Annotated in this window: 26 protein-coding genes; 6 read left to right on the top strand and 20 right to left on the bottom strand. The window is 68.0% G+C overall.

The annotated features are described in order from the left end of the window. Positions 1 to 10 precede the first annotated feature (10 nt). Positions 11 to 691: a hypothetical protein gene (locus tag BLU29_RS17340; protein WP_091060612.1), complete on the bottom strand. Its 681-nt coding sequence runs from the start codon at positions 689 to 691 to the stop codon at positions 11 to 13. 189 nt (positions 692 to 880) lie between these two features. On the opposite strand from BLU29_RS17340, the gene BLU29_RS17335 reads away from it, so the two are divergent. The 6 genes from BLU29_RS17335 to BLU29_RS17310 all read left to right on the top strand — a co-directional run bounded on the left by BLU29_RS17335 (position 881) and on the right by BLU29_RS17310 (position 5,327). Then, on the top strand, positions 881 to 1,156 hold the full coding sequence (locus tag BLU29_RS17335) for an acylphosphatase (protein WP_091060609.1): 276 nt from the start codon (positions 881 to 883) through the stop codon (positions 1,154 to 1,156). Beyond that, positions 1,153 to 1,923 carry an ABC transporter ATP-binding protein gene (locus BLU29_RS17330; RefSeq protein ID WP_091060608.1) on the top strand — a complete coding sequence of 257 codons (771 nt, stop codon included), beginning with the start codon at positions 1,153 to 1,155 and terminating at the stop codon, positions 1,921 to 1,923. Before BLU29_RS17335 ends, BLU29_RS17330 begins: the two co-directional genes overlap by 4 nt. Beyond that, positions 1,920 to 2,681, top strand: coding sequence for a hypothetical protein (locus BLU29_RS17325; RefSeq protein WP_091060605.1), 762 nt, complete (start codon positions 1,920 to 1,922; stop codon positions 2,679 to 2,681). Before BLU29_RS17330 ends, BLU29_RS17325 begins: the two co-directional genes overlap by 4 nt. Before the next feature lie 265 nt (positions 2,682 to 2,946). After that, the gene (locus BLU29_RS18775; protein WP_157693970.1) at positions 2,947 to 3,585 is read left to right on the top strand and encodes a hypothetical protein; all 639 of its coding nucleotides are present in this window, start codon (positions 2,947 to 2,949) and stop codon (positions 3,583 to 3,585) included. Between the two features lie 186 nt (positions 3,586 to 3,771). Further along, positions 3,772 to 4,440 (top strand): hypothetical protein, encoded by a 669-nt coding sequence (locus tag BLU29_RS17315; RefSeq protein WP_091060601.1) that lies wholly within the window; start codon positions 3,772 to 3,774, stop codon positions 4,438 to 4,440. Next, positions 4,440 to 5,327: a 1,4-dihydroxy-2-naphthoate polyprenyltransferase gene (locus BLU29_RS17310; RefSeq protein ID WP_091060599.1), complete on the top strand. Its 888-nt coding sequence runs from the start codon at positions 4,440 to 4,442 to the stop codon at positions 5,325 to 5,327. The genes BLU29_RS17315 and BLU29_RS17310 overlap by 1 nt, the downstream gene beginning before the upstream one ends. A gap of 129 nt (positions 5,328 to 5,456) precedes the next feature. Here BLU29_RS17310 and trxA read toward each other — a convergent pair whose 3' ends face one another. The 19 genes from trxA to BLU29_RS17215 form a co-directional block, all read right to left on the bottom strand. After that, positions 5,457 to 5,780 (bottom strand): thioredoxin, encoded by a 324-nt coding sequence (trxA, locus tag BLU29_RS17305; RefSeq protein ID WP_091060596.1) that lies wholly within the window; start codon positions 5,778 to 5,780, stop codon positions 5,457 to 5,459. 175 nt (positions 5,781 to 5,955) lie between these two features. After that, positions 5,956 to 6,210 carry a hypothetical protein gene (locus BLU29_RS17300; RefSeq protein ID WP_091060594.1) on the bottom strand — a complete coding sequence of 85 codons (255 nt, stop codon included), beginning with the start codon at positions 6,208 to 6,210 and terminating at the stop codon, positions 5,956 to 5,958. Further along, complete coding sequence (locus BLU29_RS17295; RefSeq protein WP_091060591.1) at positions 6,179 to 6,988, bottom strand: segregation/condensation protein A; 810 nt, start codon at positions 6,986 to 6,988, stop codon at positions 6,179 to 6,181. The genes BLU29_RS17300 and BLU29_RS17295 overlap by 32 nt, the downstream gene beginning before the upstream one ends. A gap of 98 nt (positions 6,989 to 7,086) precedes the next feature. Then, positions 7,087 to 8,472 carry an NAD(P)/FAD-dependent oxidoreductase gene (locus BLU29_RS17290; RefSeq protein ID WP_091060590.1) on the bottom strand — a complete coding sequence of 462 codons (1,386 nt, stop codon included), beginning with the start codon at positions 8,470 to 8,472 and terminating at the stop codon, positions 7,087 to 7,089. 93 nt (positions 8,473 to 8,565) lie between these two features. Beyond that, the gene (locus BLU29_RS17285; RefSeq protein WP_091060587.1) at positions 8,566 to 9,939 is read right to left on the bottom strand and encodes an exopolysaccharide biosynthesis polyprenyl glycosylphosphotransferase; all 1,374 of its coding nucleotides are present in this window, start codon (positions 9,937 to 9,939) and stop codon (positions 8,566 to 8,568) included. A 94-nt stretch (positions 9,940 to 10,033) separates the two neighbouring features. After that, on the bottom strand, positions 10,034 to 11,227 hold the full coding sequence (locus BLU29_RS18230; protein WP_172830294.1) for a glycosyltransferase family 4 protein: 1,194 nt from the start codon (positions 11,225 to 11,227) through the stop codon (positions 10,034 to 10,036). Beyond that, on the bottom strand, positions 11,220 to 12,053 hold the full coding sequence (locus BLU29_RS18455; RefSeq protein ID WP_091060585.1) for a glycosyltransferase family 2 protein: 834 nt from the start codon (positions 12,051 to 12,053) through the stop codon (positions 11,220 to 11,222). Before BLU29_RS18455 ends, BLU29_RS18230 begins: the two co-directional genes overlap by 8 nt. Further along, entirely contained in the window at positions 12,046 to 13,497 is a 1,452-nt protein-coding gene (locus BLU29_RS17270) for an O-antigen ligase family protein (RefSeq protein ID WP_172830293.1), read from the bottom strand. Before BLU29_RS17270 ends, BLU29_RS18455 begins: the two co-directional genes overlap by 8 nt. Then, a complete protein-coding gene (locus BLU29_RS17265; protein WP_091060579.1) occupies positions 13,484 to 14,611 on the bottom strand; it encodes a glycosyltransferase in 1,128 nt (375 codons plus the stop codon). The genes BLU29_RS17270 and BLU29_RS17265 overlap by 14 nt, the downstream gene beginning before the upstream one ends. A 37-nt stretch (positions 14,612 to 14,648) precedes the next feature. Then, positions 14,649 to 15,044, bottom strand: coding sequence for a GxxExxY protein (locus BLU29_RS17260; protein ID WP_091060578.1), 396 nt, complete (start codon positions 15,042 to 15,044; stop codon positions 14,649 to 14,651). 31 nt (positions 15,045 to 15,075) lie between these two features. Then, positions 15,076 to 15,627 carry a hypothetical protein gene (locus tag BLU29_RS18635; protein WP_091060575.1) on the bottom strand — a complete coding sequence of 184 codons (552 nt, stop codon included), beginning with the start codon at positions 15,625 to 15,627 and terminating at the stop codon, positions 15,076 to 15,078. Beyond that, the gene (locus BLU29_RS17250; RefSeq protein WP_091060573.1) at positions 15,624 to 16,811 is read right to left on the bottom strand and encodes a glycosyltransferase family 4 protein; all 1,188 of its coding nucleotides are present in this window, start codon (positions 16,809 to 16,811) and stop codon (positions 15,624 to 15,626) included. The genes BLU29_RS18635 and BLU29_RS17250 overlap by 4 nt, the downstream gene beginning before the upstream one ends. Before the next feature lie 65 nt (positions 16,812 to 16,876). Then, positions 16,877 to 18,052 (bottom strand): glycosyltransferase family 4 protein, encoded by a 1,176-nt coding sequence (locus BLU29_RS17245; RefSeq protein WP_091060570.1) that lies wholly within the window; start codon positions 18,050 to 18,052, stop codon positions 16,877 to 16,879. A 7-nt stretch (positions 18,053 to 18,059) separates the two neighbouring features. Then, positions 18,060 to 19,511 (bottom strand): hypothetical protein, encoded by a 1,452-nt coding sequence (locus BLU29_RS17240; RefSeq protein WP_091060568.1) that lies wholly within the window; start codon positions 19,509 to 19,511, stop codon positions 18,060 to 18,062. 9 nt (positions 19,512 to 19,520) lie between these two features. After that, positions 19,521 to 20,843: a glycosyltransferase gene (locus BLU29_RS17235; protein WP_091060566.1), complete on the bottom strand. Its 1,323-nt coding sequence runs from the start codon at positions 20,841 to 20,843 to the stop codon at positions 19,521 to 19,523. After that, on the bottom strand, positions 20,840 to 21,463 hold the full coding sequence (locus BLU29_RS17230) for a class I SAM-dependent methyltransferase (protein WP_157693968.1): 624 nt from the start codon (positions 21,461 to 21,463) through the stop codon (positions 20,840 to 20,842). Before BLU29_RS17230 ends, BLU29_RS17235 begins: the two co-directional genes overlap by 4 nt. Positions 21,464 to 21,470: 7 nt before the next feature. Further along, a complete protein-coding gene (locus BLU29_RS17225; RefSeq protein WP_091060562.1) occupies positions 21,471 to 22,196 on the bottom strand; it encodes a PIG-L family deacetylase in 726 nt (241 codons plus the stop codon). Further along, positions 22,193 to 23,557, bottom strand: coding sequence for a glycosyltransferase (locus BLU29_RS17220; RefSeq protein WP_091060560.1), 1,365 nt, complete (start codon positions 23,555 to 23,557; stop codon positions 22,193 to 22,195). The genes BLU29_RS17225 and BLU29_RS17220 overlap by 4 nt, the downstream gene beginning before the upstream one ends. A 14-nt stretch (positions 23,558 to 23,571) precedes the next feature. Further along, positions 23,572 to 24,786, bottom strand: coding sequence for a glycosyltransferase (locus BLU29_RS17215; RefSeq protein WP_172830292.1), 1,215 nt, complete (start codon positions 24,784 to 24,786; stop codon positions 23,572 to 23,574). Positions 24,787 to 24,790 lie beyond the last annotated feature (4 nt).

The following is a 24,790-nucleotide window of genomic DNA, read 5'->3' as shown; positions in this document are numbered from 1 at the left end:
CCGCGATTGTTCACTCCGACAGCGAATCGTCGCTCCCGCCGCTCTGGCGGCACTCGTTCATGACGCGCAGCCAGATCTCGCGCAGGTCGAAGAGGCGGGGCAGGGCGTATTCGCGGTAACGCATGGCCAGCGGGGTCCCGGCGACATCGGGCTGGCTGAGCCGGGCGAGCGTCAGGTTGAGTTCCTTGAGGGCCCGCTTGAAAAGGCAGACGGCGAGCGTGTAGTCGCCCATCTCGAGCGCCTGCACGGCCTGCAGGGCCTGTTCGTTGCCACGGTAGAGCAGGGCCTGGAGGGTGATGCCCAAGGCGGCGGGCACGCGCTCCGGCTGGGCCGCCACGCGTTCCCAGTGGGCCAGCAGGCTCACATAGAGTGCACGGGTGGAAATGTAGACCGGGTTGCGATGCAGGGTGTAGGGATCCCAGTCGCCGGCGAATATCTCCTCGTCTTCCTCTTCCTTGGTCTCCTCCTCGGCCGCGCTCTCGGGCGTCTCGGCGAGTTCCCAACCCATGCGCCGGGCGGCCTCGTCGATGCGGTCGATGGCTTCGGGCAGCTGGTCGTAATGCTTGATGTAGGCGCGGACGGCGGCCTCCTGCGTGGTCAAATACTTCTGCCAATCCAGCTCGGTCCAGGCGAGCTCGCCGCGGTCTTCCCAGTCGTTATCAAACAACCCGTCGGAATCAGAATTGGTCATGTAATGAAGACGCCTTGCGGCGTCAGGGCAGAGAGTGCTTAGACCGTGCCCGCTGGCAAATAAAATTCCGGGCGTGGCCTGCCTGTAGCGGCGGTCTATGACCGCCGGTCTGGCGGAACGGCGCTCATAGAGCGCCGCTACAGTGGTTCCGGCCTTGAGTCGCGCCGGCCGGAGGTTTTTCCTGACCGCATGTCGGAAGTCCATCATGCCACGGTCTTTTTCACGGGGCGCGTCCAGGGCGTGGGGTTCCGTTACCAGGCCCTGCAGGTGGCCAAGGGCTTTGAAGTGTCGGGTTTTGTGCAGAACCTGCCCGACGGGCGGGTGCAGCTCGAGGCCGAGGGGGCGGCGCCCGAGGTGCGCGAATTCATCACGGCCGTGCAGGAGCGGATGGAGGGCTACATCCGCCAGACCGAGCAGAGCGAGGCCAAGCGCGCCGCGCAATACGCGGGGTTCACCATCCGATGAGCCCGACGGCGACGGATGCCTGGGCGTGCGAATTGCGCGGCTTCGCCAAGAGCTACCACTCCGGCTGGGCGACCGCCCCGGTGGCCGCGGTGCAGGGACTTTCGCTGCAGCTTGCGCCCGGGCAGGTGCTCGGGCTGCTTGGGCCCAATGGCTCGGGCAAGAGCACGACGCTCAAGGCCCTGGCGGGATTGCTCGCACCCACCGCCGGGGAATGCCGGGTTTTCGGCCATGCCGCCGGCAGCGATGCCGCCCGGGCCCGGGTGGGCTATTTGCCCGAGACGCCGCGCTTCGCGCCGCACCAAACGGGGCGGGAATTTCTTCACTACTGTGCCGGGCTCAGTTCGCTGCCGGCCGCGGCGGTCGCCCGGCGGGTGGACGAAGTGCTGGCCTGGAGCGGACTGCGCGAGGCGGCGGACCGGCGGCTGGCGACTTATTCCAAGGGCCTGGCGCAGCGGCTCGGCCTGGCGCAGGCCATCCTGCACGATCCCGGGCTGGTGCTGCTCGACGAGCCCGCCAGCGGTCTCGACCCGGAGGGCCGGCTGGCGCTGGGCCGGTTGATCCGTGACCTCGCGGCCCGCGGCAAGGCCGTCGTGTTCAGCTCCCACCTGCTCGCCCAGGCGGAAACCTTGTGCGACCGCCTCGCCCTGCTGGGTCGCGGGCGGTTGCTCGCGGAAGGCACCCCGGCCGGATTGCTCGGCGCCGGGGTGACGGTGGCGCCGACGCCCTCGCGGCTCGAGCAGCTCTATCTGGAGAAAATGCGGTCATGAGCGCGACGTTGCACCGGATCCGGCTCATCGCCGGCCACACGCTCGGCACCGCCCTGTGGATGAAACTGAGCCTGCTCCTGGCGGCCGTGGCGGCGCTGCTGGTGCTCGGCGCGCTGGGGTTGCGGGAATTCAACTTCGGCACCGCGGAGTTGAAGTTCATCGGGGACTTCGGCCTGGGGGCGATCGGTTTGCTCGGCACGCTGCTGGCGGCGCTGGCCCCGGCGCAGTTGTTCTTCGGCGACCTGGCGGGCGGCGCGGCCGCCTGCGTGCTGACGCGGCCGGTGCGCCGGTGGGAATATGTGGCCGGCCAGCTCGGCGGCGTGGCGGCGTTGCTGGCCCTGTTCACCGCGACGCTCGGCGCGCTGCTGGCGGCGTTGCTGTGGTGGCGCAGCGGCCAGCTGGGCGTGCCCCCGGTGTCCCTGCCGGTGCTGCTTTCCGCCTGCGCGCTGCAGTGGATGAAATTCACCGTGGTCGCCACCATGACGCTGTTTGTCTGCAGTTACGCCGGCACGGCGCTGTTCGCGAGCTGTGCGGGCCTGCTCTTCGCGGTGATCGGGCATCTGCGGCCGTTCGGCGGCGGCGCAGTCGTCTGGCTGCGCGTCTGGCCCAATCTCGCGCTGTTCGATGCCGAGGCCCTGCTGGCCGCGGGCCAGCCGCTCGCGGGCTCCCTGTTGCTCAGCCTGGCGGGCTACTGGGCGGCGTGCCTGCTGCTGTTCGGTGTTCTGGCCTCCCATGCATTCAAGCACCGCGAGTTTTAGGCAGTGCCTTCACTCTACCCATTTGCTTACAGCAAGCACCCGGGCATCCAACGTGACCCCACACCGAAATTATCGAAATCGTCATCCTGAGCAGCGCGAAGGATCCAGTAGGATGGGCGCCAGCGGTCATGCTGCTGGATTCTTCACTGCGTTCAGAATGACAAACCAGGATTTAAGGATACTTCCTTGTCTGATCCGGTGGGGGCTGCCTGTGGCCGCGTTGCTCGCGGCGGGATTTCTGCTGCGGGCGCTGGAAACGCCGGCGATGGCGCCGGCCCCATGGCGCGGCGACCAACTGGCCGCGTTGGCGGGGCAGGGCGGTGTCGTCGCGGGGCTCGGCGGCCTGCGGTCCGTGGCGGCCGGCGGCTTCTGGCTGAGGGCGAACCTGGCGTGGGAACACCGCGATCCGGTGGAGACGGCGGCCTTGCTCGAGCTGACCGTCGCCGCCGATGAGCGACCGGTCTATTTCTGGCTGAACGGGGCGCGGATGCTGGCGTATGACGTGCCGGAGTGGCTGCCCGTCACGGCGCCCGCCGCGATCCGGCAGCAGGCCGGTGAAAGGCAGGCCCAGCTGGCGCTCCGCTTTCTCGAAAAAGGGCTGCGCTGGCACGGTGCCGCCGCCGAACTGTATGTGGAGATGGCCAACATCCACCTCCGCCGTCGCGGCGACCTGGAGGCGGCCGCGCGCTGCTACCGGCTCGCGGCCGAACAGCCCGGGGCGCCGTATTACGCCGCGCGCATCCATGCCGAGCTGCTCCGGGAACTGGGCCGCCCGCAGGCCGCGCTGGATTGGCTCCGGCGGGTGCTGCCCGCGTTGCCGGCGGACGATCCGTCGGCGCGGCGCGAGGTGGTCCGGGCGCGGATCAATGCCCTGGAGGCGGAAATCCGACACACCCTGCCCTGACGGGCACCCCCCTCCAGAGGGGACCCAAGCTGGAGTCACGTTGCCTTGATCCCCTCTGGAGAGGGGTGGCGCGCAGCGCCGGGGTGTGTTGGTTGACGGGCATAAAGCCCGCTCATGTCGAAGAGACTCCGCATGACGATGCCTTTGACATGGTCCCCGGGGCCGCTTGGACTGGCCTGACCCATCATGCCCGACCAACTGACGATCAACTGGCCTTACCTGCTCATGGCCGTGGCCATGCTCTGGTTTCCCCGGCAGTGGCTGCGCACCGGGATCCGGGTCCTGAAAAAGCGCCGCAAGCCCGATGGCGCCTTGGAGCGGCTGGCCGGCATGGGCGCGCGCGACCCGGACGACAAGTCGGTGCAGCCGGGCCGCGAATTTGCGAACTTTCGCAATTACCTCGACCTGTTCCGGGCCCTCGCCGGCGGCTACAGCCTGTCGCAATTCGCCTTCACCGCCGGCAATGACGACGCGGAGCAGGCGGCGTTTATCGCGCAGGCGGCGGTCCTGCTGGTGGCGGTGCTGATCCAGTCCGTGCGCTTTGACGGCCGGCTGAGTTTCTTTGCGCCGATTTTCTACTTTGTGGGCATGAGCGTGGGGGCCAGCGGCCATTACACGGGGTTTTTTGCGTTCGCCCTCGTGCTGGCAATCAACCCGATCATACCCAATCCGCGCCTGTTTCTCATCGCCTACGGCCTGCTGCTGCTGCCGTTCGGGTTCGTGTTCGGGGCCGACCTGGAACTGCTCGGGGTGAATGCGGCGCTGATCCTGCTGCCACCGCTGCTCAGCCTGCTGTCCAAGCGGCCGCTGGTCATCTTCACCAAGAAGGCGAAGACGGCGGCCACGCCTTCCTGATGGGGCCGACCGCATGGCGCCACTGGGCGGAGGCGGCGCGCCCCAAGACGCTGCCGGCGGCGGTGATCCCAGTCCTGGTCGGCACCGCCCTGGCGGCGGCGCACCGCACGGCGGACTGCGGCAAGGCGGCCATCTGCCTGCTCTTCGCCCTGCTGGTGCAGATCGGCACCAACTTCGCCAACGACTACTTCGACTTCGTCAAGGGTGCCGACACGCCGGCGCGGGTGGGGCCGCGGCGTGCCGTGGCGGCGGGACTGATCGCGCCGCGGACCATGCTGCGCGCCACGGGGCTGGTGCTGGGTGTGGCCTTCCTCGTGGGCCTGCTGCTGGTCCGCGAGGGGGGCTGGATCCTGCTGCCCATCGGCATCATCAGCATCGTCTGCGCGATTGCGTATACCGGCGGGCCGTTTCCGCTCGGATATAACGGCCTCGGCGACCTGTTTGTGTTCATCTTCTTCGGGCTCGTGGCGGTGGACACCACCTTCTATGTGCAGGCGGGCGGCCTGGCGCCGGACGCGACCTCCTGTGCGGCGGCGGTCGGCCTGCTCGCCGCGAACATCCTCGTCGCGAACAATTATCGCGACGCGGAGACGGACGCGCGCGCGGGCAAGAGGACCCTCGTGGTGCGCTTCGGCCGGAAATTCGCCGTCTGGCAATATGCCCTGTCGCATATCGTCGCGCTGCTGTGTCCGGCCGCCCTGATCATTCATGGCTACCGCTGGCCGGTGTTGCTGCCGCTGGTCCTGGCGCCGTGGGCGTTCGGCCTGACCCGGCGGCTGGCAGCGTCACGCGAGCCGGCGGAGCAGATCGCGCTGCTCGCGGCCACGGCCAAGTATCTCGCGGCGTTTGGTGTGCTGTTGAGTGCGGGACTGATTTTGGGACGATAGTGGAGGGCCCGCGTTCCTGCGGGCCGCGATCAACCCCATAGTCAGAGCGCACGGCCCGCAGGGACGCGGGCCCTCCAAAGAAAAACGGCGCTCATAGAGCGCCGCTACAGTGAGAAACTGGAATCGAGTTCAGATCTTGCCAGCTAGCTTCGCCTTGAGCGAAGCCTTGTCCATCATGCCGACGAACTGCTCGGCCAGCTGACCGCCCTTGAAGAGGAGCATGGTCGGGATGGCCCGGACGCCGTATTGCGCGGCGAGGTCGCCGTTGTCGTCCACGTTGACCTTGGCGATCTTCAGCTTGCCCTCGAGCTCGACGGCCAGCTCGTCGAGGATGGGGGCGATCGCCTTGCACGGTCCGCACCACGGCGCCCAGAAGTCCACGAGGACGGGCGTGGCGCCGGCGACGGCGGACGGGAAGGTGGCGGTGTCGAGGTGGGCGATTTTTTCGGACATGCGGGGAGTAAAGTTGGCGGCCGGGAAAAGGCAAGCCGGGGGGCGAAAAGGGTGGTGTCCTGGTTTGAAATTGCAGGGCGGGATCACCGCATCCCGCCTTGAGCGTGATATCATTGTCGAACTGAGGCGGGATACGGTGATCCCGCCCTACAACAAGACATAGTCCGCGCCCAGCCTACCGCGGCGTGGACTTGTGGATGATCTCGGCCAGCTCCCGGGGCTCGACGGCGTGCAGGTGCTTGCCGCGGGTCTTCAATTCCTCGAAGGTCTTGATCACGGTCTCGGTCATCTTCGTGTGGGTCTCGTCCGAGCCGCCGACGATGGTGAACTGCTCGGCCGAGGTCAGGCGCTTGTGGCCGTCCTCATTGTCGAGGCCCAAGCCCAGCAGGTGGGCGGACTTAGTTTTGCGGCGGCGCGGAGTCTTCTTCATCTGAAACGGGCACCGTGTGCGGGTCGGCCGGAGTTTCAAGCGGGATTTCCTCGACGGCGGTGCAGAGGATGTCGGTGAAGGCCTCGGTCTGCTCCAGGCGCAGCTTCTTCAGGCGGGTCAGCTCCAGCACGGCGAGGAACGTGGCCACAAGCCGGCGGAGCGAGATCTTGCCGGGGAAGAGGGCGGAGAAGACGAAGGACTTCTCGGTCTTGAGGCGGTCAAGCACGTATTCCATCTGGTCGGCGACCGTCACCTGCTCGGCGTGGATCTCGCCGACGACCAGCTTCTCGGCCAGGCGGCGCAGGACGAGGTTGAAGGAGTTCCAGAGGTCGATGCGGTCGACGTGCTTCAGGGGGCGCTCCGAGGCGGGCGCGAAAGCCGAGGCGGCGCGGCCATGCTGGTTCTGGGCGTCGAGCGACATCTGGTTGAGGGTGCCGGCGGCCTCCTTGAACTTCTTGTATTGGAGGAGCTGGTGGACGAGCTCCCAGCGCGGGTCGAGGTCGTCCTCCTCGGCGTTGGGATCGACGGCCTGCTGGTGCTTGGGCAGGAGCATCCGGCTTTTGATCTCCATGAGCGTCGCCGCCATGACGAAGAACTCGCCGGCGACCTCAATCTGCAGCTCCTTCATCGCGTAGATGACGTCCAGATACTGCTTGGTCACCGTGGAGATCGGGATGTCATAGATGTCCAGCTCGCTCTTCCGGATGAGGAAGAGGAGCAGGTCCAGGGGACCCTCAAAGACGGGGAGTTTGATGCGATAATCAGCTTCGGCGACCACGGGGCGAGTCGAGGGGCCGCGGGCGCGGCGTGCAACCGGAAAAACAGCAATATAAAAGGCGCGCCGGATGGGCGCGCCTTGGCGGGGAAGGGCGGCGATTATTTCGCCAGCTTGTCCGCGATCTCCTCGAGCGGGTAGGTGACGATCTCGGCCAGCGTCGGGTGATACCAGGGAGCGCGCAGCATGTCGCGCACCGTGGCGCGCAGGGCGAGGGCGGTGGAAAAGGCGTGGATCAGCTCGCCGGCGTCCTTGCCGACGATCTCGGCGCCGAGGATGCGTCCGCGCTTCGGCTCGGCGATGATCTTCACGTAGCCGTAGTTGGCCTCCATCAGGATGGACTTGCCGTGGTCGTTGAAGGGATGGGAGGCGGTGAGATAGCTGACGCCGGCCGCGTCGAGATCGCGTTCGAGCCGGCCGATGGTGGCGAGCTGCGGATCGGTGAAGACGACGTTCAGGAGCAGCGACCAGTCCACGGGTTTGAGGCCTTTCGCCTTGACGGCGTGGCGGGCGGCGAGGATGCCCTGTTCGATCGCGATATGGACAATCTCGTGCGGGCCGGAACAGTCGCCGGCGGCGTAGATGTGCGGGGTGCTGCTCTGCTGCCAGCGGTTGATGATGATCTGGCCGTCGGGCCGGGTTTTCACGCCGGCGGCGGCGAGGTTAAGGCCGGCGGTGTTGGGTTCGCGGCCGAGGGCGTTGAAGAGGTGTGCGGCGCGGCGCGTCACGAGTTTGCCGTCGTGGTGGAATTTCACCGTGGCGCCGTGCCGGTCCGCGGCGACGGACTGGAGCCTGGTGTCGGTGAACAGCTCGATGCCCTCGTCGCGGAAGGCCTGCTGCACGACGCAGGAGGCGTCGTCGGAGTGGTCGCGCAGGATGTTGGGGCTGCGCTGGACGAGCGTCACCTTGCTGCCCATGCGGCTGAGGTATTGGGCCAGCTCGCAGGCGACGATGCCGCCGCCGAGCACAAGCACGCTCTTCGGCAGGAAGTCGAGGTCGAGCACGTCGTCGCTGGTCCAGGCCTTGGCCTCCTTCAGGCCCGGCACCGGCGGGACGCTGACCTTGGAGCCGGTGCCGATGAGGAAGTGCCGCCCGCGGAGCTTGGTGCCGTCGGATAGCTCCAGCGTATGCGGGTCCAGGAAACGCGCGTAGGCCCGGTAGAGGTCGAACTTGCCACCGGTGAGGGCGTCCACGCGGTAACGGGCGAAATCAGCGATGATGCGCTTCTTGCGGGCATGCACCGCCTTCATGTCGGCGCGGGCGCCGGTGACCCTCAGGCCGAAGCGGCCCGCGTGCCGGGCGTGGTGCAGGACCTCGGCGGCGTAGATCAGGGTCTTGGACGGCATGCAGCCGCGCAGGATGCAGAGACCGCCGAGCTGCCGGGCGCCATCGATGACGGCAACCCTTTGGCCAAGCCCGGCGGCGACGCGGGCGGCGTTGAAGCCGGCGCTGCCGCCGCCGATGCAGATGAAATCGTAGGTTTTCAAAAAAGGAGAAGATGCTCCGCGGATTACGCGGATGAACGCTGATTAAGGAAGAAAGCCATCCGGGGCATCCGCGCAATCCGCGGGAGGCGTATTTCACCGGCCCTTGCCAAAAAGCATGATGTGAATCGTCTTCAGGACGATGGAGGCATCGAGCACGAACGAGAAATAGCGGATGTAGTAGAGATCGTATTCCAGTTTCCGGAGCGTGTCCTCGAGGTTGGCCCCGTAGGGATAGTTCACCTGGGCCCAGCCGGTGATGCCCGGTTTCACCAGGTGACGGAAGTGATAACACGGGATCTGCTTCTCATACTCCTCGACGAGCCGCACCCACTCGGCGCGCGGCCCGATCAGGCTCATGTCGCCGACGAGGACATTCCAGAGCTGCGGCACCTCGTCGAGCCGGCTGGCGCGGAGGAAGCGGCCGAGGCGGGTGATGCGGTTGTCGTTCTTCTGCGTATAGTCGCTGCCGGTGCCGCCCACGCGCATGGTGCGGAGCTTGACGATGGCAAAGAGCACGCGGTTCCGGCCGACGCGCGGCTGGCGGAAGAAGACCGGCCCGCGGTCATCGAGCCAGATCGCCGCCGCCACGAACGGGAAGAACGGCAGCGCCAGCAGCAGGCCGAAGGCGGCCAGCCCGATGTCGCTGATGCGCTTGAGGCGCTCGAAGACCGGTTCGCGGGCAATCTGGAAGCCTTCCTGAAACAGCCAGGTCTGGTTCAGCCGGTAGAGCGGGATTTTCCGCCAGTAAACCTCATGAAACAGCTCGAGCGTGTAGGTCGGCACGCCGGAGAAATGCAACTCCATCAGTTTCTGGGCCACCGCCGGCGGGAGGGCCTGGCTGGTCTCGCGGAGGATGATGGCGTCGAGATTGCCCTCGTATTCCTCGAGGTAGTGCGCCACGTCGCCGAAGGGGGGCGCGGAGGCCGCGGGGGTGGCCGGGGTGAGGGCGCGGGCGAAGGTGGAGTGCGTGGCGTAGAGCACGGACTGCTGCATGCCGGTCTTGCGGCATTCTTCCTTGAAGGCCACGCAGTTCTCCGGCGTGCCCAGAAACAGGAAATAGCGCTGCTGCTTGTGCGCCAGCTGCCGCTGGTAGAAAAACCGCCGGTAGAGCAGGGTGACCGGGATCAGCGTCAGGCAGGAGCCCGTGATGACGAGGCGGCTGACCTGCAGGGCGAAACCCGCCGGAATGAAGGCGTAGGTGAGCAGCAGCGTGAACAGCAGGACGAAGACCAGCGCGATGGTGTGCAGGCTGGTATAGGTGACCGACATCATGTCCGTCCGCGGATTGTAGCCATCGATGAGATAGACGGCCAGAAAGTGCATCAACGCGGGCAGGGCCAGCGGCACCAGGATGAATCCCTCCCACTGCAGCACGCCCCACGCCCAGGCGACGCTGTTGAACGCCACCACCACCGCGAGCGCGTCCAGCAGGACGAGGATGAAGGTGATGGTTCTTCCCTGGATCATGGCGTGAGCATTACGCGGCGGTTTCCCCTCATAGCAACTGAACTTCGGGTCCCGGCCTCGGTTTGTGCCGTAGGTCGGGCTTTATGGGCCCGACCTACTTTCCTCGGGCGTGGTGCAGGATCGTCTCCCAAGCCGCCAGGGCCGAATCAAAGGTGAAATGGCGCTCGTAGGCGGCGCGCGCCTGCCGGCCGAGGTGCGCACAACGCGCCGGGTCGGCGCGCCATTCGGCGATCAAGCCGGCCAGGCGGGTCCCGTCATCGGGGCCGACGGCCGCGCCGCATTGCGCGCGCGCCAGAAACCGGGCGATTTCGCCTTCCGGCGGCCCGACGAACAGCACGGGACGGGCGGCCGCCAGGACGCCGGCGAGCTTGCTGGGATAGACCAGCCGGCCGAACGCGGGCTTGAGCGTCACCAGCTGGACGTCCGCGGCGGCGAGGGCGGCGGCGAGTTCGGCGCGTGGCGCGGGCGGGAGCAACCGGACATTGTCCAGCCCACGCGCGGCGGCCGCCGTGCGGATCTCCTCGAAGCGGGCCCCGGTGCCGATGAACAGGAAGACGATGTTGCGCTGCGCCTTCAGGCGTTCGGCGGCCGCGAGCACGGCGGTGAACTCGTGCACGCGTCCGAGGTTGCCGGAGTAGGCGATGACGAACTTGTCGCCCACGCCCCAGGCCAGGCGACGCGCGGTGATGGCTTCCGTTGCGGCCGGTTCATGCAGCTCGCGCGGCGCCCAATTGGGCACGAGGGCGATGCGGTCCGCCGGCACCTGGCGCTCCCGCACCAGTTGCGCCATGTCCTCGCCCAGGGTCACGCAGGCGCGGGCCGCGCGCCACGCCGCATCGCGCCGGGCCCGCAAGGGACTGAGCGGCAGGGCCGCGAGCGCGCCGACATGCGCCGAGACAATCTCCGGGTAGATGTCCTGGATCCAGTGGACGACGGACGCCCCGCGCTGCCCGGCCAGGCCGGTCAGGGCGGCCCCGAGCATCGGCGGGTCGGTCATGACCACGACAACATCACCCGGCTGGAGCAGCGCGGCGAGCTGCCGTCGGGCTTCGCGACGAAAATGCCCGTAATTGACCAGTCGCGAGAACAAGCCGCCGTGCCGGTCGCTCCCGCCGGTGCGATGAATGGTCACGCCCTTGTGGCGGGTCGAGGCCTCGCCGGCGGCGATGACGTGCACCGGCCAGCCGCGGGCGGCCAGACCCTCCGCCAAGTCGGTGAGCAGCTGGGCCGTGGCCGCGGTCGAGGGCCAGTAGACGCGGTTGACCAGGATCAGGCGCGGTTTATCCATGCCCGGCAGCGCGCTGGCGCTTGATTTCGGCCGCGGCGATCCGCTCATAGCGGGCCAGCAGGAGGCAGTAGCGCCAGGCGCCGGCACCATCCAGGAAGCCGCCGCGCAGCACATACTGGTAGAGCAGACGCATGAGCGGCCGGGCCGGCAGGTGGTAGCTCAGGCGCTTGAGCGCGCGCCGGCGCGCGAGCGGCGCGCCGGCGAGGAGTTTTTGCAAGGTCTGTCCGAGCGTCTCGGGCGCGGCGAGGAACTGGCTCGCCTCTTGGCGGGCGTAGCGCTGGTGACGGGCCTCCCACTCGGCGATGTCGTCGACGGAAATGTCGTGCAGATAATTGCCCGCGAGCCGGCCCATGCGCATCTCCGGCGCCTCCCGCTGGCCGTGGCCGGTCTGGATGAAACGGAAGCCGCGGGCCCGCACGCAGCGCGCCTGCCAGGCGGGGAAATCGGTGCAGCGGCGCAGCCAGTTGCCGTGAAACATCATGCGCGGGGCGATGTAATAACCGTCCAGCGGGGCGGCCGGGTCCAGCGTGGTGCACTCGGCCGCCAGTTCGGGCATCATGATCTCATCCGCATCGAGGTGAAGCACCCAGGGGTGCTTGAACGCGATCGTCTCGTGGGCATGGTTGCGCTGGCTGGCAAAGTCCCGGAACGGGTTGACAAAAACGCGGGCGCCGGCGGCCCGGGCCACTGCCGCGGTCCGGTCGGTCGAGCCGGAGTCGAGCACGACGATATCGTCAAAGCGCGCCACGGCCGCCAGGCAGGCGGGAAGTTTTTTCTCCTCATTGAGCGTGAGGATGAGGATGGAGACCGGCGGGGAGTCAGCCATGGCTGGAACCCGCCTCTTCCCGCTGGGCCTGCAGTTCCAGCTGTGCGTAGCGCAGGGCGCAGTAGAACAGGGCGCAGAAGGTGAGCATGACGGCGGGATTGGCGAAGGGGAATTCGACCCACGCGTAGAGCAGCACGAGGCCGCAGCCGGTCAGGAGATAGCGCGGCACGGTCGATCCGGCCCGGCGCCAGGGGATCGCGCACAGGGGCAGCAGGACGAGCAGGGCCAGCAAGCCGGTGCCCACGAAACCGACCTCGGCCAGCGATTGCAGCCAGTCGTTGTGGGCCTCGGCGTAGAAGGGGATCCAGAAGACGATCTCCGTGGTGCGCTGGGTGTTGAAGACACGGAAGACGTGGGCGTAGCTTTCCAAACCCCAGCCGAACCAGGGCTTTTCTGACGCCATGCGCCAGGTGTCACGATAAAGCGTGAGCCGGGAGCCGAAGGTGACTTCCCGGGCGCCCGGCGCGAGCTGCGCAGTGGTTTGCTCCAACCGCTGGGCAATGGCGCCGCGGCCCAGCCACGCGATGGCGGTGGCGGCGAGCAGCGCCGCCAGGACAATGCTTGCGACCGGCAGCAGGACCGACGCGTGCCGCTCTCGCTGCCGCCGGACGACCCGGAGCAGGAAGTGCGTCAGGGCGCCCAGCAAGAGCAGCCCGATGAGCACGGTGCAGGAGCGCGAGGCGCTAAGCGGCACCGAGGCGGCCAGCAACAGGGTGACGACGGCCCCCATCAGGACGGGGGAATGCCAGAGATCGCGCTGGCCGCCGCGGCGAAGGGCGTGGAAGAGCAGGGCGAGGCACACGGCCGTGTTCAGCAGGGTGAACGCGCCCCAGTGGTTGTGGTAGATGAAGGTGGAGAAGAAGCGGCTGTTGGGCGACGCCACGAGGCCAAACCACAGTCCCTTGGCCCCGGCGAGTTTCTGAAAGGTGCCGAACACGGCCAGCGAGACGGCGTTGCCGCCAATCAGGAAAAGGACGCCGCGCACGAACCGGCGGCCGGGCAGCACGAGGAACAGGTTGAAGCAGGACAGCACGATGACGTTGAACTGCCACAGCTCCTTCCACGCCAGCCCCGGCAGTGCCGCGGTCGGCAGCCAGGGGATGGGATTGGCCATGACCAGCGAGCGCTCACCCGCAATCATCTGCTCCTTGAAGCCCGGGTTGAAGCAGCTGATGATCACGAGCAGGTCGTAGAGCCACAGCGGCCAGAGATAGCGCAGCGCCGGCCAGGGCTGGTCGCCGGTGGATTTGTTCCGGCGCACGCAGGCCACGATGAACAGCAGCACGCCCCCGGCACCCCAGCCGGCGATGCCTTGCCGCACCCAGGGCGCCTGCCCGCCGAAGGCCCACGTGGTGAAAACCAGGAGGCTGCCGAAGTGAAACAGCACCAGCTTTTCCAGCCAGCCGGCGCTGCGACGGCGATGGGTGGGGTCAGCGGCGCTCATGGCGGAGGTGGCGGTAGAATTCATTGAGCAGGCCGGCGGCCCGCGCCCAGGAAAACTCACGGGCGGTCCAGTCGCGGCCGCGCCGGCCCATTGCGGTCAGTTCGGCGGCGGGGGTGGCCAGCGCCGCCGTTAGCGCGGTGCCGTAGTTTTCCCACGGCGTGCACCAGCCGCAGCCGCTCTTGGCGAGACCTGTCCAAGGGGTCGTGTCGGTCACCAGCGCGGGCACTCCGGCGGCGAGGGCCTCGGCGATGACCAGGCCGAAATTTTCCGAATGGGACGGCAGCACGAACAACGAGGCCGCCGCGTAGGGCGGTGGCCGGCCGGCGCCGTCAAAGACCGCCACGCGGTCCTGCGCGCCTGCCGCGGCCACATTCGCGGCGAGTTCGGCGGGAGTGTAGTCCTCCGCGACACCCACAACGAGCAGCAGCCAGTCGCCGCGCGAGGCGGCCAGCCAAAGGTCGATCAGCTCGCGCACGCGCTTTTTCCGGTGCAGGCGCGAATAGAAGAGCGCGACGGGCCGCGCCCGGGTCGCGGGGCAGAGCTGGTGCCAGGCGGCGCGGGCGGCGGCGAGTTCGGCCTCGCCCGGCAACGACACGCCGTTGGGCGAGACGCAGACCGGCTGCTTGAACCCGAGGGCTTGGATGTCAGCGCGTTCCTCCGGGCTGGTGGCATGCCAGCCGGCCGCGGCGGCGAAGGCGCCGGGATGGACCAGCCACTCGGCCAGGCGCTTGCGGCCGCGCCGGTGCCGGTAGGCCCAGCCACTCATCATGCCGCGCGGCGAGATTACCAGCGGCACGGATTGCCGGCGCGCCGCCTCGCCGGCATAGCGCAGCGGCAGCAGCCAGAGCGAGTGATGGTGCACGATATCGGCGGGAGTGTCCTGCAGGTAACGGCGCATCTCCGGCGAACGCGAAAGCCAGCGCGGGGCCACTCGCGGAAAGGTGCGGACCGTCGCGAGGTCCTCGCCGCCCGCCACCGTCTGGCCCGCCTCAAGGGTGGCCAGCAACTCGACCGATTCACCCAGCGCCGCCCCGGCGTTGGCGAGGGCGCGGACCGACCGCGAAGGCCCGCCGTGACGCTCCTCAAGGCTGGGCACAATATGGCAGACGCGCATTAGAGTTGAACCACGACGACACTACGGCACAACGCAGTCACAACACCACGCGCCTGATGCCATCCTTAAGCAGCACCGTGTTGAAATTGATGAGCAAGCCGAGACGGAAGCCCGTCAGCTTTAGATAAGTGAGCACCTGCGCTTGATGAATCGGCAGCAACGCCTCCACGGCTTTGAGCTCCAAGACGACTTGTTCCTGCACGACGACATCGAGCCGTAAACCGGTTTCCAACTTCAGGTCATCATAGATCACAGGAAGGATTTTTTGGCTTTCGAATCGAAGTCCTGATTTTTTCAGTTCGTGCAGGAGACAGGCCTCATAAACAGATTCGAGCAGCCCCGGTCCCAGTTGCCGGTGAACCCTAAAGGCACATTCAATAGCGCCCGACGCGACCGATTCGGTCTCAACCGAAAGGGAGGTGATGGGCTTCATCGTGGTGTCGTCGTGCCGTCGTGGTGACAATTCAGACCGGGTCGGGCCGGGGCTTGACCGGGCGACACGGCGAGCCGACGCAAACCTGCCGGGCGGGCAGGTCCTTCACCACGACCGAGCGGGCGCCGACGACGCAGAGTTCGCCGATCGTGACGCCGGGGCCGACAAAGACGTCGGCCCCGAGCCAGACGTTGGGGCCGATGACGATCGGCTTGGTGACCAGCGGCATGGACCATTGCGTGAAATCGTGCGTGCCGGCGCACAGGTGGCAGTGCTGGCTCAGGTTGGCGCCGGTCTCGAGGCGGATGCGGGCGAGGTTGTAGAGGTTGACGTGCGGGCCGACCATGCTGTGCGGCGCGAGCGAGAGGTTTTTCGGAAAGACGACGCGGGCGGTGGGGAAAATCACGACCGGACCGGTGATGTCGGCGCCGAACAGGCGCAGCAACGCCGCGCGGAAACCGTGGAACGGGCGGGGACTCCAGCGGAACAGCGTGGATTGGACGACCAGCCACAGCCAGCGGCCAATGACGGCCGACTTCGGGTAGGGCGTGGTGCAATCCTGGCCGAGGTAGGGGGCGCTCACGAGGCGGAGGATGCGGGCTTTGCGGGGGCGGTCAACTGCTCGAAGTCGGCGAGCAGACGTCCGGCATACGCGGCGTAATCATAGGAACTGACGTCCTGCCGGGCCGCCGCGGCCAGACGGGTCCGCAGGTCGGCGTCGGTCAACAGGCGGCGGAGGGCATCGGCCAGCCGGGCCGCAGCATCGGGGGCGTCGTGATCGAAGACCAGGCCGTTCTGCCCGTCGCGCACGAAATCGGTGAAGCAGGCGAGCCGCGACACGACCGGCACGGCGCCGGCGGCCATGGCCTCGGCCACGGCGACGCCGAAAGTCTCGCCCTGCGCGGCGAGGCTGGGGTAGCAGAAAACCTGCAGGCGGTGATAGACCCCGGCCAGCGTGCGCTCGTTGAACTGCGGGTCCAGCAGATGGAAGCGCTCGGTGGGCATCACGGCGGAGAGCTGCCGCATCAACCGGCTGCGGAACCCGGGGCCGGAACCGCCGCGGGCCACATCGGTCGGGCCGCACAGCAACAGGCGCCAGGGTGGCAAGCCGGGTTGGGCGGCCAGGAGTTGGAGCGCCTCGGTCAGGAGCATGAGCCCCTTCTCCTCATGGATGCGACCGACAAACCCGAACACAACCTCGGTGGCTGCGAACGGCGGCATCGTCGGCGGGGCGCTGCCGGCGGATTCGTTCAGCATCCGCCAGTCGATGGGATAGCCGTAGAGCTGCGTGACCGGGGCCAGGCCGGGGTTTTCCGCCAGCACGCGGTCGCGAACATAACTGCTCGCCGCCAGCACCCGGGCGATGGCGCGGTAGCGGCGATACTGGCCCTTCGGCATGCGGCCGGTCATGATGACCACCCGTCCGGCCCGGGGTTTCAGCCAGCCAAGCCAGACCGGCAGCGCAACGGCGTTGACCACGACGATGTCAGCGTTCGGCAGGGCAAAGAACACGCGCCAGCTCCACCAGAAATCGAGCAGCAGGTTGCGCAGCAGGCTGCTCTGGTGGTCCCAGCCGGGCAGGCGCAGATGCCGGATGCCGGCGCCGGTCTCGTCGTGGGGAAAGCCCCGCCAGCGGCGCGAGATCATGGTCACCTTGTGGCCGCGCGCGGCGAACTCCTGCCCGAGCCGGTGCCAGGATTTTTCCGTGGCCCCGCCGCCAACCGGAGGCATGGGCAGGAAGAAACCGCTGACAATGGTGATGCGCATGGGTTCGCGGGCCGTCAGTTGATGTCAACTAATAGTATACTTAGGCTCGGGTGAAGGCGCATGGTTCAGGCCGGTGGCAGGCTGGCCAGGGCGGCGAGCAGGCCGTCGCTGGTCTGCTGGTAGGTGTAACGCCCGGCGGTCGCGCACGCATTTCGGCGAAGCCGCGACATTTCCTCGGGTGGCGTGCGCAAGGCGGTGCGCAGCGCGGCGGCCAAGGCGGCCGGGTCCGCCGCCGGGAAAACCCAGCCCGTTTCGCCGGGCGTGACCAGATCGCGCTGACAGCCGACCAGGTCCGAAACCAGGCAGGGCACGCCGAGGTGCATCGCCTCGTTCACCGCGAGGCCCCACGTCTCATAGTGGCCGCGCGAGGGCAGCACAAAGATGTCGGCCAGCCGGTAGCGCGCCGGCATTTCGCTCTGGTTGGCAAAGGGCAGGAAGCGGACGTGGGTGGCGGGGTGCGCGGCCGCGAGTTTCTGCAGCCGCGACCGCTCGTCGCCGTCGCCGACAAAGAGCAGCGCGTCGGCGGAGGTGGCCACATGTTGGAAGGCCGCGAGCAGTTCCGCGGGCTGCTTGGCGGCCGAGAACTTGCCGGCGAAGAGCACGACGCGCTTGCCCGCGAGGCCGAGATCGGCCCGCAGCCGGTCTGCCGCGGCCTGCGGGGCCGGGTCGGCGGGATCGAAGTGTGCGGCATTGACCGAGTGGGGGGCGAAGAAGAGCTTTTTTTCCGGCACGCCCAACGCCCGGAAGTAGTCCCGGTTGGCGGCGCCGACATAGGTGAGCGCGGCGAACTGGCGGTAGAGGAACCGGAGCAGCTGGCGGCGCAGGAAGGGCAGGCCCGTCCGGCCGAGGAGGTGGGAATCACCGCGGAAAAGCAGGGGAACGCCGTGGCGGCGCGCCCACCAGAGCGCGCGCTGGTGCGAACGCCAGTTGTAGCCGAAGAGCAGCACGGCCCCGGGATGCCACGCGGCGAGGCGGTCGACCAGCGCCGGGTTGTCGAGCCCACCGAAATGGTGCGTGCCCGGATCGCGCGCGACGTTCGGCACGAATTCGGATTCGTAGCCGGCGAGGAGATCCACGTCCCATTGGAAGGTGGTCCCGAACTGCCGGTCGCGCTGCGCGGTGACGCCGAACTCCCAAAGGTAGAACACGCGGAACTCAAGCGGCGTGTTCGCCCGCAGCCAGCGGAACCACGGGCTGTAGTATTGCACCGGGTGCGACAGGATGACGGCGAGGCGGCGCATGAACCGGTCAGTTGCCGAAAAAGCTGCGAATGAGCAGCGGCAGGCCGAGAACCGCGATGACGGCCTGCTGCAATGACGACACCCAAGCCGCCAAGGTCAGCTCGGCATTGAAGGCCCAGGCGGTCAGCAGGACCATCAGCAGCCCGGCAAAGGAGAACATGGGGCTGAAGGTCGACCAAATCTGCAGCTTTTTCAGCCAGAAGCCCCAGAACACCCCGAGCATGAGCGCACCGAACAGGCCGAAATTGGCGTAGGCTTCCGTGACGAGACCGAAGGCGATGGTGGTGGTCGCCGTGTCTTCCTCGCGTTGCAATCCGTAGTAAATGGCCAGTGCGTAGGTGGCGACATGGGAGCGGGGCTTGTCATGCCAGAAGAACCGGGGAATCAGCTGGGGCAGGACATAGGCATAGGTCTTGCCATACAGGTAATCCTGCCGCCCCGGGGTGTAGTCGATGATGAGGCAGAGCAGGTGCATCAGCGACGTGCGCTCGAGCATCTTGTGGCCGATCGTTTTGTCGCCACTGGTCGGCTGAAGCCCGAAATCAATCCACTCGGCATAATAGGCCGGCAGCTGGGTCAGGGTGGGCGCGGGGACGTCCGCCTGCCAGTATATCTCCCGCATCCGGGTCTTGCCGGTGTGCAGCACGGCCAGCACGGGGAAGGTGATGATGACGACAAGCCAGGGAATGCGCTTCCCCCCGCAGAGGTAGCCGAGCAGCGCGATGCCGAGCAGGCTGATGGAGGAGATCAGGATGAGGCCGACGCTCATCATGATCATCTGGGGAATCACCGTGCACAGCACCACGGCCTTTTCGGTCTGCGTCAGCTCGCCCCGCCCCCACCGCTGGCTGCTGACAAAGGTGCACAGGATGCTCACGCCGTAAAAAATGGCGCGCAGGATGCTCTCGAGGTCACCGGGTATCCAGGTGGTGAAGGTGCTGATCCAGATGTAGGTGCTGGAAAGGAGGAGACCGTAGACCATCAGCTTCTCGACCCGGTTGGTGATGAGGGATTCGCGCCAGAACGGGGTCCGGCCCGGCACGCCGCGCGTGCCGACATAGGTCAGGATCGCGCTCAATTGGTAGAGGATCACCGTCAGGCTGGCCTTGGTGATCACGTCCGGGGAATAGCCGGCGAGTTGCTCGCGGGCATTCAACACCGGCATGGCATAGGCGCTGGCGCAAAGGATGAGAATGGTTTCAAAAACCGGAAACCGGCTGCCGCCGGCACGGGCCCACAGGAGCGAGGGGAGCACGGACAGGGTGAACATGATCAACCCTAGTCCCAGGTGGAGAATGTCATCCACCTGGGCCGTGTAGACCAGATACAGCAGAATGACGCCGAGCAGCACCAGGCCGGTGGCAAAGAGGCGGCGGCCGCGCTCGGCGTGGGCGCCGCCGAGCATGGCGTAGTCCATCGCGGTCTCGTCGGGCAGGGGCGTGCGGCTGACGTATTCCATGGATGTAATTCAGGCGCGGCCCGCCCGGGCCACGGCTTCGTCGAACAGGGCGCATTGCCGCCGGGTGGAGACCTCGGCGAGCAGGTGCTCCTGGAACCAGCGGGAATCGCGCGCCGGCTGCTCGTGGCTCGCGTTGCGCTGTTCCGCCACGGCCTGGAAGAATCCGGCGACCTCACCGGCCGGCTCGGTCTCCTTGCCCGGGACCAGCAGGGTGACCAGCCGCGCGCAGCGCAGGCGTTCGAGCAGCTCGCCGAGCAGGCTGCCGTGATGGACAAGGGCCAGGATGGGCCGGTCGGTCATGTAACTGGGATAAATCTTCGAGGGTGAATAGGTGAGGTCGTCCGAGCCCAGCAGCAGCAGGCCGTCGGCGGCCTGCATCAGGCGCAGGGAGTCGAGATAACCGATGCGCACGGGATATTCGGTGACGAGGTCGCCGACGCCATAGAGTTCCGCAATCGGCTTTGCCGTCAAGGGCGCCTGATCGGGAGGGGCGTAACTGGTGCCGGCAAAATGAAGGCGCAGCCGCTGGGCCAGGGCCGGATTTTGCTGCCGCAGGCGCCGCAGGCCGGCAAACAACACGCGCAGGGCATGACTGAAGGAGGGGCTGAGACTGCCGGCGGCGACCCAGTGGATGCAGCCGGCGGGGTTCAGCGGGATCGACGAAGGCGCGGGATGCTGGCGGAGGAAATCAAAATCGGCCTGGGGTCCGCCGAACGGGATCACCGTTTGCAGCCGGCTGGCAAACCACGGATAACGCCCCTGCAGCTCGCGGAAATAATGGTGCGACACGCTCATGAAGCCCGCCGCGTCGCGGAAGGTCCGCTCCTCGCAGAGCCAGGCCGTGAGCCGCGCGAACTGGTATTTCCAGCCGCCGGGCGGCGGCGGCGCGCCCGGCCGCTCATAGTAGTCGCTGCGCCAGGGATCCTGCAGGTCGATCACATAGGGCACGCCCGTCTGCCGGCGCCAGATGCGCCCGAGCGGGGTCACGAGATATTGCGTGGTGCTGAAGAACACCAGGTCGAAGGACTGCTGGGTGAGCAGCTCCAGCCCGCGCGGGCTGAGGAACGCGGCGCAGCGCAGGCCGATGTTCTGGATGCCAATCAGGCGGGTGAGCGCCGTCGGCAGCGCCCCGCAGTAGTGGATCGGCACATCGCCGGGCAGGCCCGCCAGCAGGGATTCGTCCCGCCAGTCGGAGCGGTGCTTGGGATGCACGGCGAGCACCACCGGATCCCAGCCGAACTGGCGGTAATAGGGCAGGCTCATCCGCACGCGCTGGCAGTCCGGGGCGTTCACCGGCGGAAAGTGGGGGCTGATGATCAGGACGCGCTTCATGGGCGGGGGCGCAGCACCTTGATGTCCCAGGTTTTTTCGCCGGACGCGTCCGTCACGGCCGCCGCCGCCACGGTGGCGCAGATGCCGGCCAGGCGGCGCCATTGGGCCGCGGCGTGGCCAAAGCGGAACAGCGAGATGAAGAAAAGTCCGCCGGGCGTGAGCACCGCGCGGAACGCCGCCAGGGTGGCGGCCGGATCGCGGGCATACCCGATGCTCTCGTTGAATACGATGGCATCGAAGCGGCCCGCGGGCCGCCAGGTCTCGTAGTCGCCGAGGAGAAATTCCACGCGGGGCAGGGCGAGGGTCCGCGCGCGCTCGAGGCCCGCGGTTGACAGATCCACACCCACATAGCGCGAGAACGGGTGGGGTTGGAAAACCTCGGCCAGCCGCCCGTTGCCGCAACCGAGGTCGAGCACGGCCGGCTTTTCGGGGTAGTGGTGGTGAATGGCGCCGGCGAGCGCCAGGTAGCGCGGCAATTCGGTGGAGTCGGAGAAATGATCCCAGCTGCCGCTGCGGTATTCGCGGTCGAACACCTCCGCCGGGGCCGGGCGGCCGAGGCCCGCCGGGTCCCCGACGAATTTTTGCCACAGGCGCGAGGGGAGGCGTTTGAGGGAATCCATGGCGGGTTCAGGGCTGCCGGTGAAAGTAGAATTCGACCGGGCCGGTGCACAGCGCGGCGAGCACGCTGGGCAGGGCCGGCGGCCGGCCGGCGCACTGGCTGGCGTGGCAGGTGAGGGCCGCGCGCTTCCGGGCGCGGACGGCCCCCAGCTTGAGATGGAAGTTTTGCGCGGGTTGCGCCAGCTGCCCGGCCAGACGGGCGGGATTCCACCACGCCCACACGGGATACTCCCAGACCCGCGGGGACATTCCCGCCGACGCGAGGGCCACCCGGGCAAGCTGGACGGTGGCATCGTGCTCGCTGCTGCCGCCGCCGAGATAGGGGACGAAGACTTCCGCGGGCTGGAGTTTTGCCAGCAGCGCCGCGAGGGCGGCGGTCAGTCTCGCCCCCTCCGCCGGGGCCAGAGAGTTCAACCGCCCGTCGGGGGCGCCGAGGAAATGAGCGCAGTCGTGCGCGAGCCCGAGCGTTGCCAGCGCGGCGAGGGCCTCGTCCCGGCGCCGGGCGGACAGCCCGGGCACCGCCGGCGAGCCGGCGCTGTCCGTGACAAATACCACCCGGACCGCGTCGCCCCGCGCTTGCTTGAGCGCCAGCAGGCCGCCGCATCCGAGGGTTTCGTCATCCGCATGCGGAGCCAGCACGAGTGCCACCCCGGGCGGAAAGGGATAGGGCTGGCTGCGCAGGCGCAGCAACCAGGCCAGTCCGACGCCGAGCACCCGACGGAGGACGTTCTTCATGGCTGGAGGGGCGGCAAGGTGGGCCAATATTCCGCCACTGGCAGAGGGGGTGGGGTGGTGCGGGATCGCGCAATCAAGCGGTTGAAAACCTCCAGCTGGCGCCGGGCGATGGCGGCCGCCGAATATTGCTGCTCCAGCACGGCCAGCTGCGGAGGGGCGCCGAGCGGCCGGCCGGGATTCCCGGCGAAACCGGCCAGCAGCGCCGACAGGTTTTGCGCGGCGTCGGCCGCCCCGCCCGCGCCCGGCGCAAAGGTGATCAGCGCCGCCCCGCCCAGTTCCTGGATCTTGGCTTCCAGCACGCTGTTGGCGGGGGCGACCGCCAGCGTCGGCCGGCTCGCGAGCAGCGTGGGATAGACCTTCGAAGGAGAATAGGCGCGATCTTCGGAGCCGAGCAGGAGCGCCAGATCGGTCTCCAGCATGATGCGGAGCGAATCGATGTAGCCGATGCGCGCCGTTTTTTCGTGCACGAGGTGGCTGATGCCATGGCGGGCCGCCAGGTCGGTCGTCGACGCCGCGCCCTGGCCCGCCGGAGCATAGGAAGTGCCGAAAAAGAACAGCTCAAACGGCCGGGGCGCGTCCTTGAATCGCGCGATGGCGGCAAAGAGGACGTCGAGGGCCGGGCGCATGTCCGGGCCCAGCCGGCCGGCGTAGGCGATCTTGATGCTGGCGGTGGCGGGCAGCAGGGCCGGCGCTGTCGTCCGTTTTTCCCGCGCGACGGCAAAATCCTCGTCCGGCGCGCCAAAGGTCAGCACGGAGCCGGAATCCTCGTGAAACCAGCGGTAGCGCTGGCGCAGGGCGAGCAGGTAATGCCCGGAAACGCTGACGACGTGCGCGCACTGGCGCAGCGTCCAGCGCTCGAGGTGCTTGGCCAGTGCATGCGAGAAGTGGTATTTCCAGCCGCCCGGCGGCGGTGGCGCGCCCGGCTGCTGGTAGTAGTCGCTCAGCCAGGGATCCTGCAGGTCGATGACGTAGGGCGTGTCGAATTCCATGTGCCAGACCCGGCCGAGGACGCAGACGATGAACTGGGTGGTGGAAAAATAGACGAGGTCGAAGGCTTCCTTCTTGAGCAGCTGCCGGCCGCGGAGGTAGAGGTGAGGCAGCGTGCGCAAGCCGAGGTTGTTCATGCCGAGGTAACGCGACCAGTTGCGGGAAAAGGCCCCCGTCCGCACCACGCGGACCGGCCGCGGCACGGTGGCGAGCAGGTCGGGCTCCACGGGAGCGAGCGGCTGCCGGTCGTCGACGGTGAGGACCACCACCTCCCAGCCCGCATCGACAAAATACGGCAGGCTCATCCGCACGCGCTGCATGTCCGGCGTGTTCACCGGGGGAAAGTGCGGGGAGACAATCAGGAGCCGGGGCATGGTCCGGGGTAATGTCAGGGTTTGCGGCGGGGCGGCGCAAGCGCCGCCTCCACCCGCGCGATCAGCCGGGGCGATTCTTTTTCCCAGCAATAGACGGTCTCAGCGGCCCGCCGGGCGGCGGCGCCCATCGCTCCGATTTGCGCCCGGTCGGCGAGCAGGGTGTCGAGCTGCCGGGTGAACGCCTCGCGCTGGGCCGGATCCACGGCCAGGCCCGCACCGGGGGCGCGGGCCAACACCTCGCGCTGGCCGGCCGTGCCCGAGGCGATCACCGCCAGGCCCGCATTGAGGTATTGCAGGATCTTGTTCGTGATCGTGAGGTCGCGGCTGGGAATGGCCGGCTGCTCGAGGGCGAGGCCGATGTCGTGCCGGGCGATGACCGCGGGCAGATCGCCGGGGGGCACCAGCGGCAGGAACGCGAGGCGGGGGCGGAAGGCCGCCGGCAGGCCCGCCCGCAGCCGCTCGGCGAAGCTCCCGCGGATTTGCCCCAACAGCACCAGACGGCTGGGATGCGTCGTCCGGGCCCACGCGGCGCAAAATTCCTCGAGCCCCCGCCCGGGCCCGATGGTTTGGGAGAACCAGAAAAACGCAGGCGGCTGGCCGGCCGGCCCGGAGCGCGGCTCCGATTGGAGCGGGAACGCATTGGTGATCACCACCGGCGGCGGACTGTCGTAGCGCGCCGCGAGCGCCGCGCTGAGCGCCGCGGACGTGGTCGAGACGTAGGCGGCCTCGTGCAGCAGCCGGCGCTCGACTTCGCGCAGGCGTGCAAGCGGCCGGCCGCGGCGGTCGGCCGGCAGCAAATCCTCGGAGTGCCAGTCCTCGAAATCCGCGGCGACGCGGCGGCCCTCGTCCAACAGGATGCAGCCGATCCAGTGGGGCAGCTCGTTGTGCACGATGGTCAGGTCGGCGGGAATGGCCCGGGCGCGACGGCGCAGCGCCGCGACCGCGCCAAGGGCATGGAGCGTCTCGAAGCCGGCGATGGTCGCCTGCACCGCCAGCCGGATGCCCACCCGCTGGAGCAGCTTCGCCACACGAGACGGGTCCCGGCCGACCGTTTCGTGCCGGTAGGCCGCACCCGCGGTGAGGTTCTTTTCCAGGACATCCAGCTCGGGCGACTCGCTCACGGTAAGCAGCACCACATCATGTCCGGCCGCGCCCAGCGTCTGCGCCTCCTTGACGGGGCGCGGATTGCGGCACGGGCTGCCGGGGCTGACAATGAGGATGCGGGCCATGCGG

Source organism: Opitutus sp. GAS368 (assembly GCF_900104925.1).
Taxonomy (GTDB): Bacteria; Verrucomicrobiota; Verrucomicrobiia; order Opitutales; family Opitutaceae; genus Lacunisphaera.
Note: the sequence above shows the minus strand (reverse complement) of the source record. Positions and strands in the feature narration are given on the sequence as shown.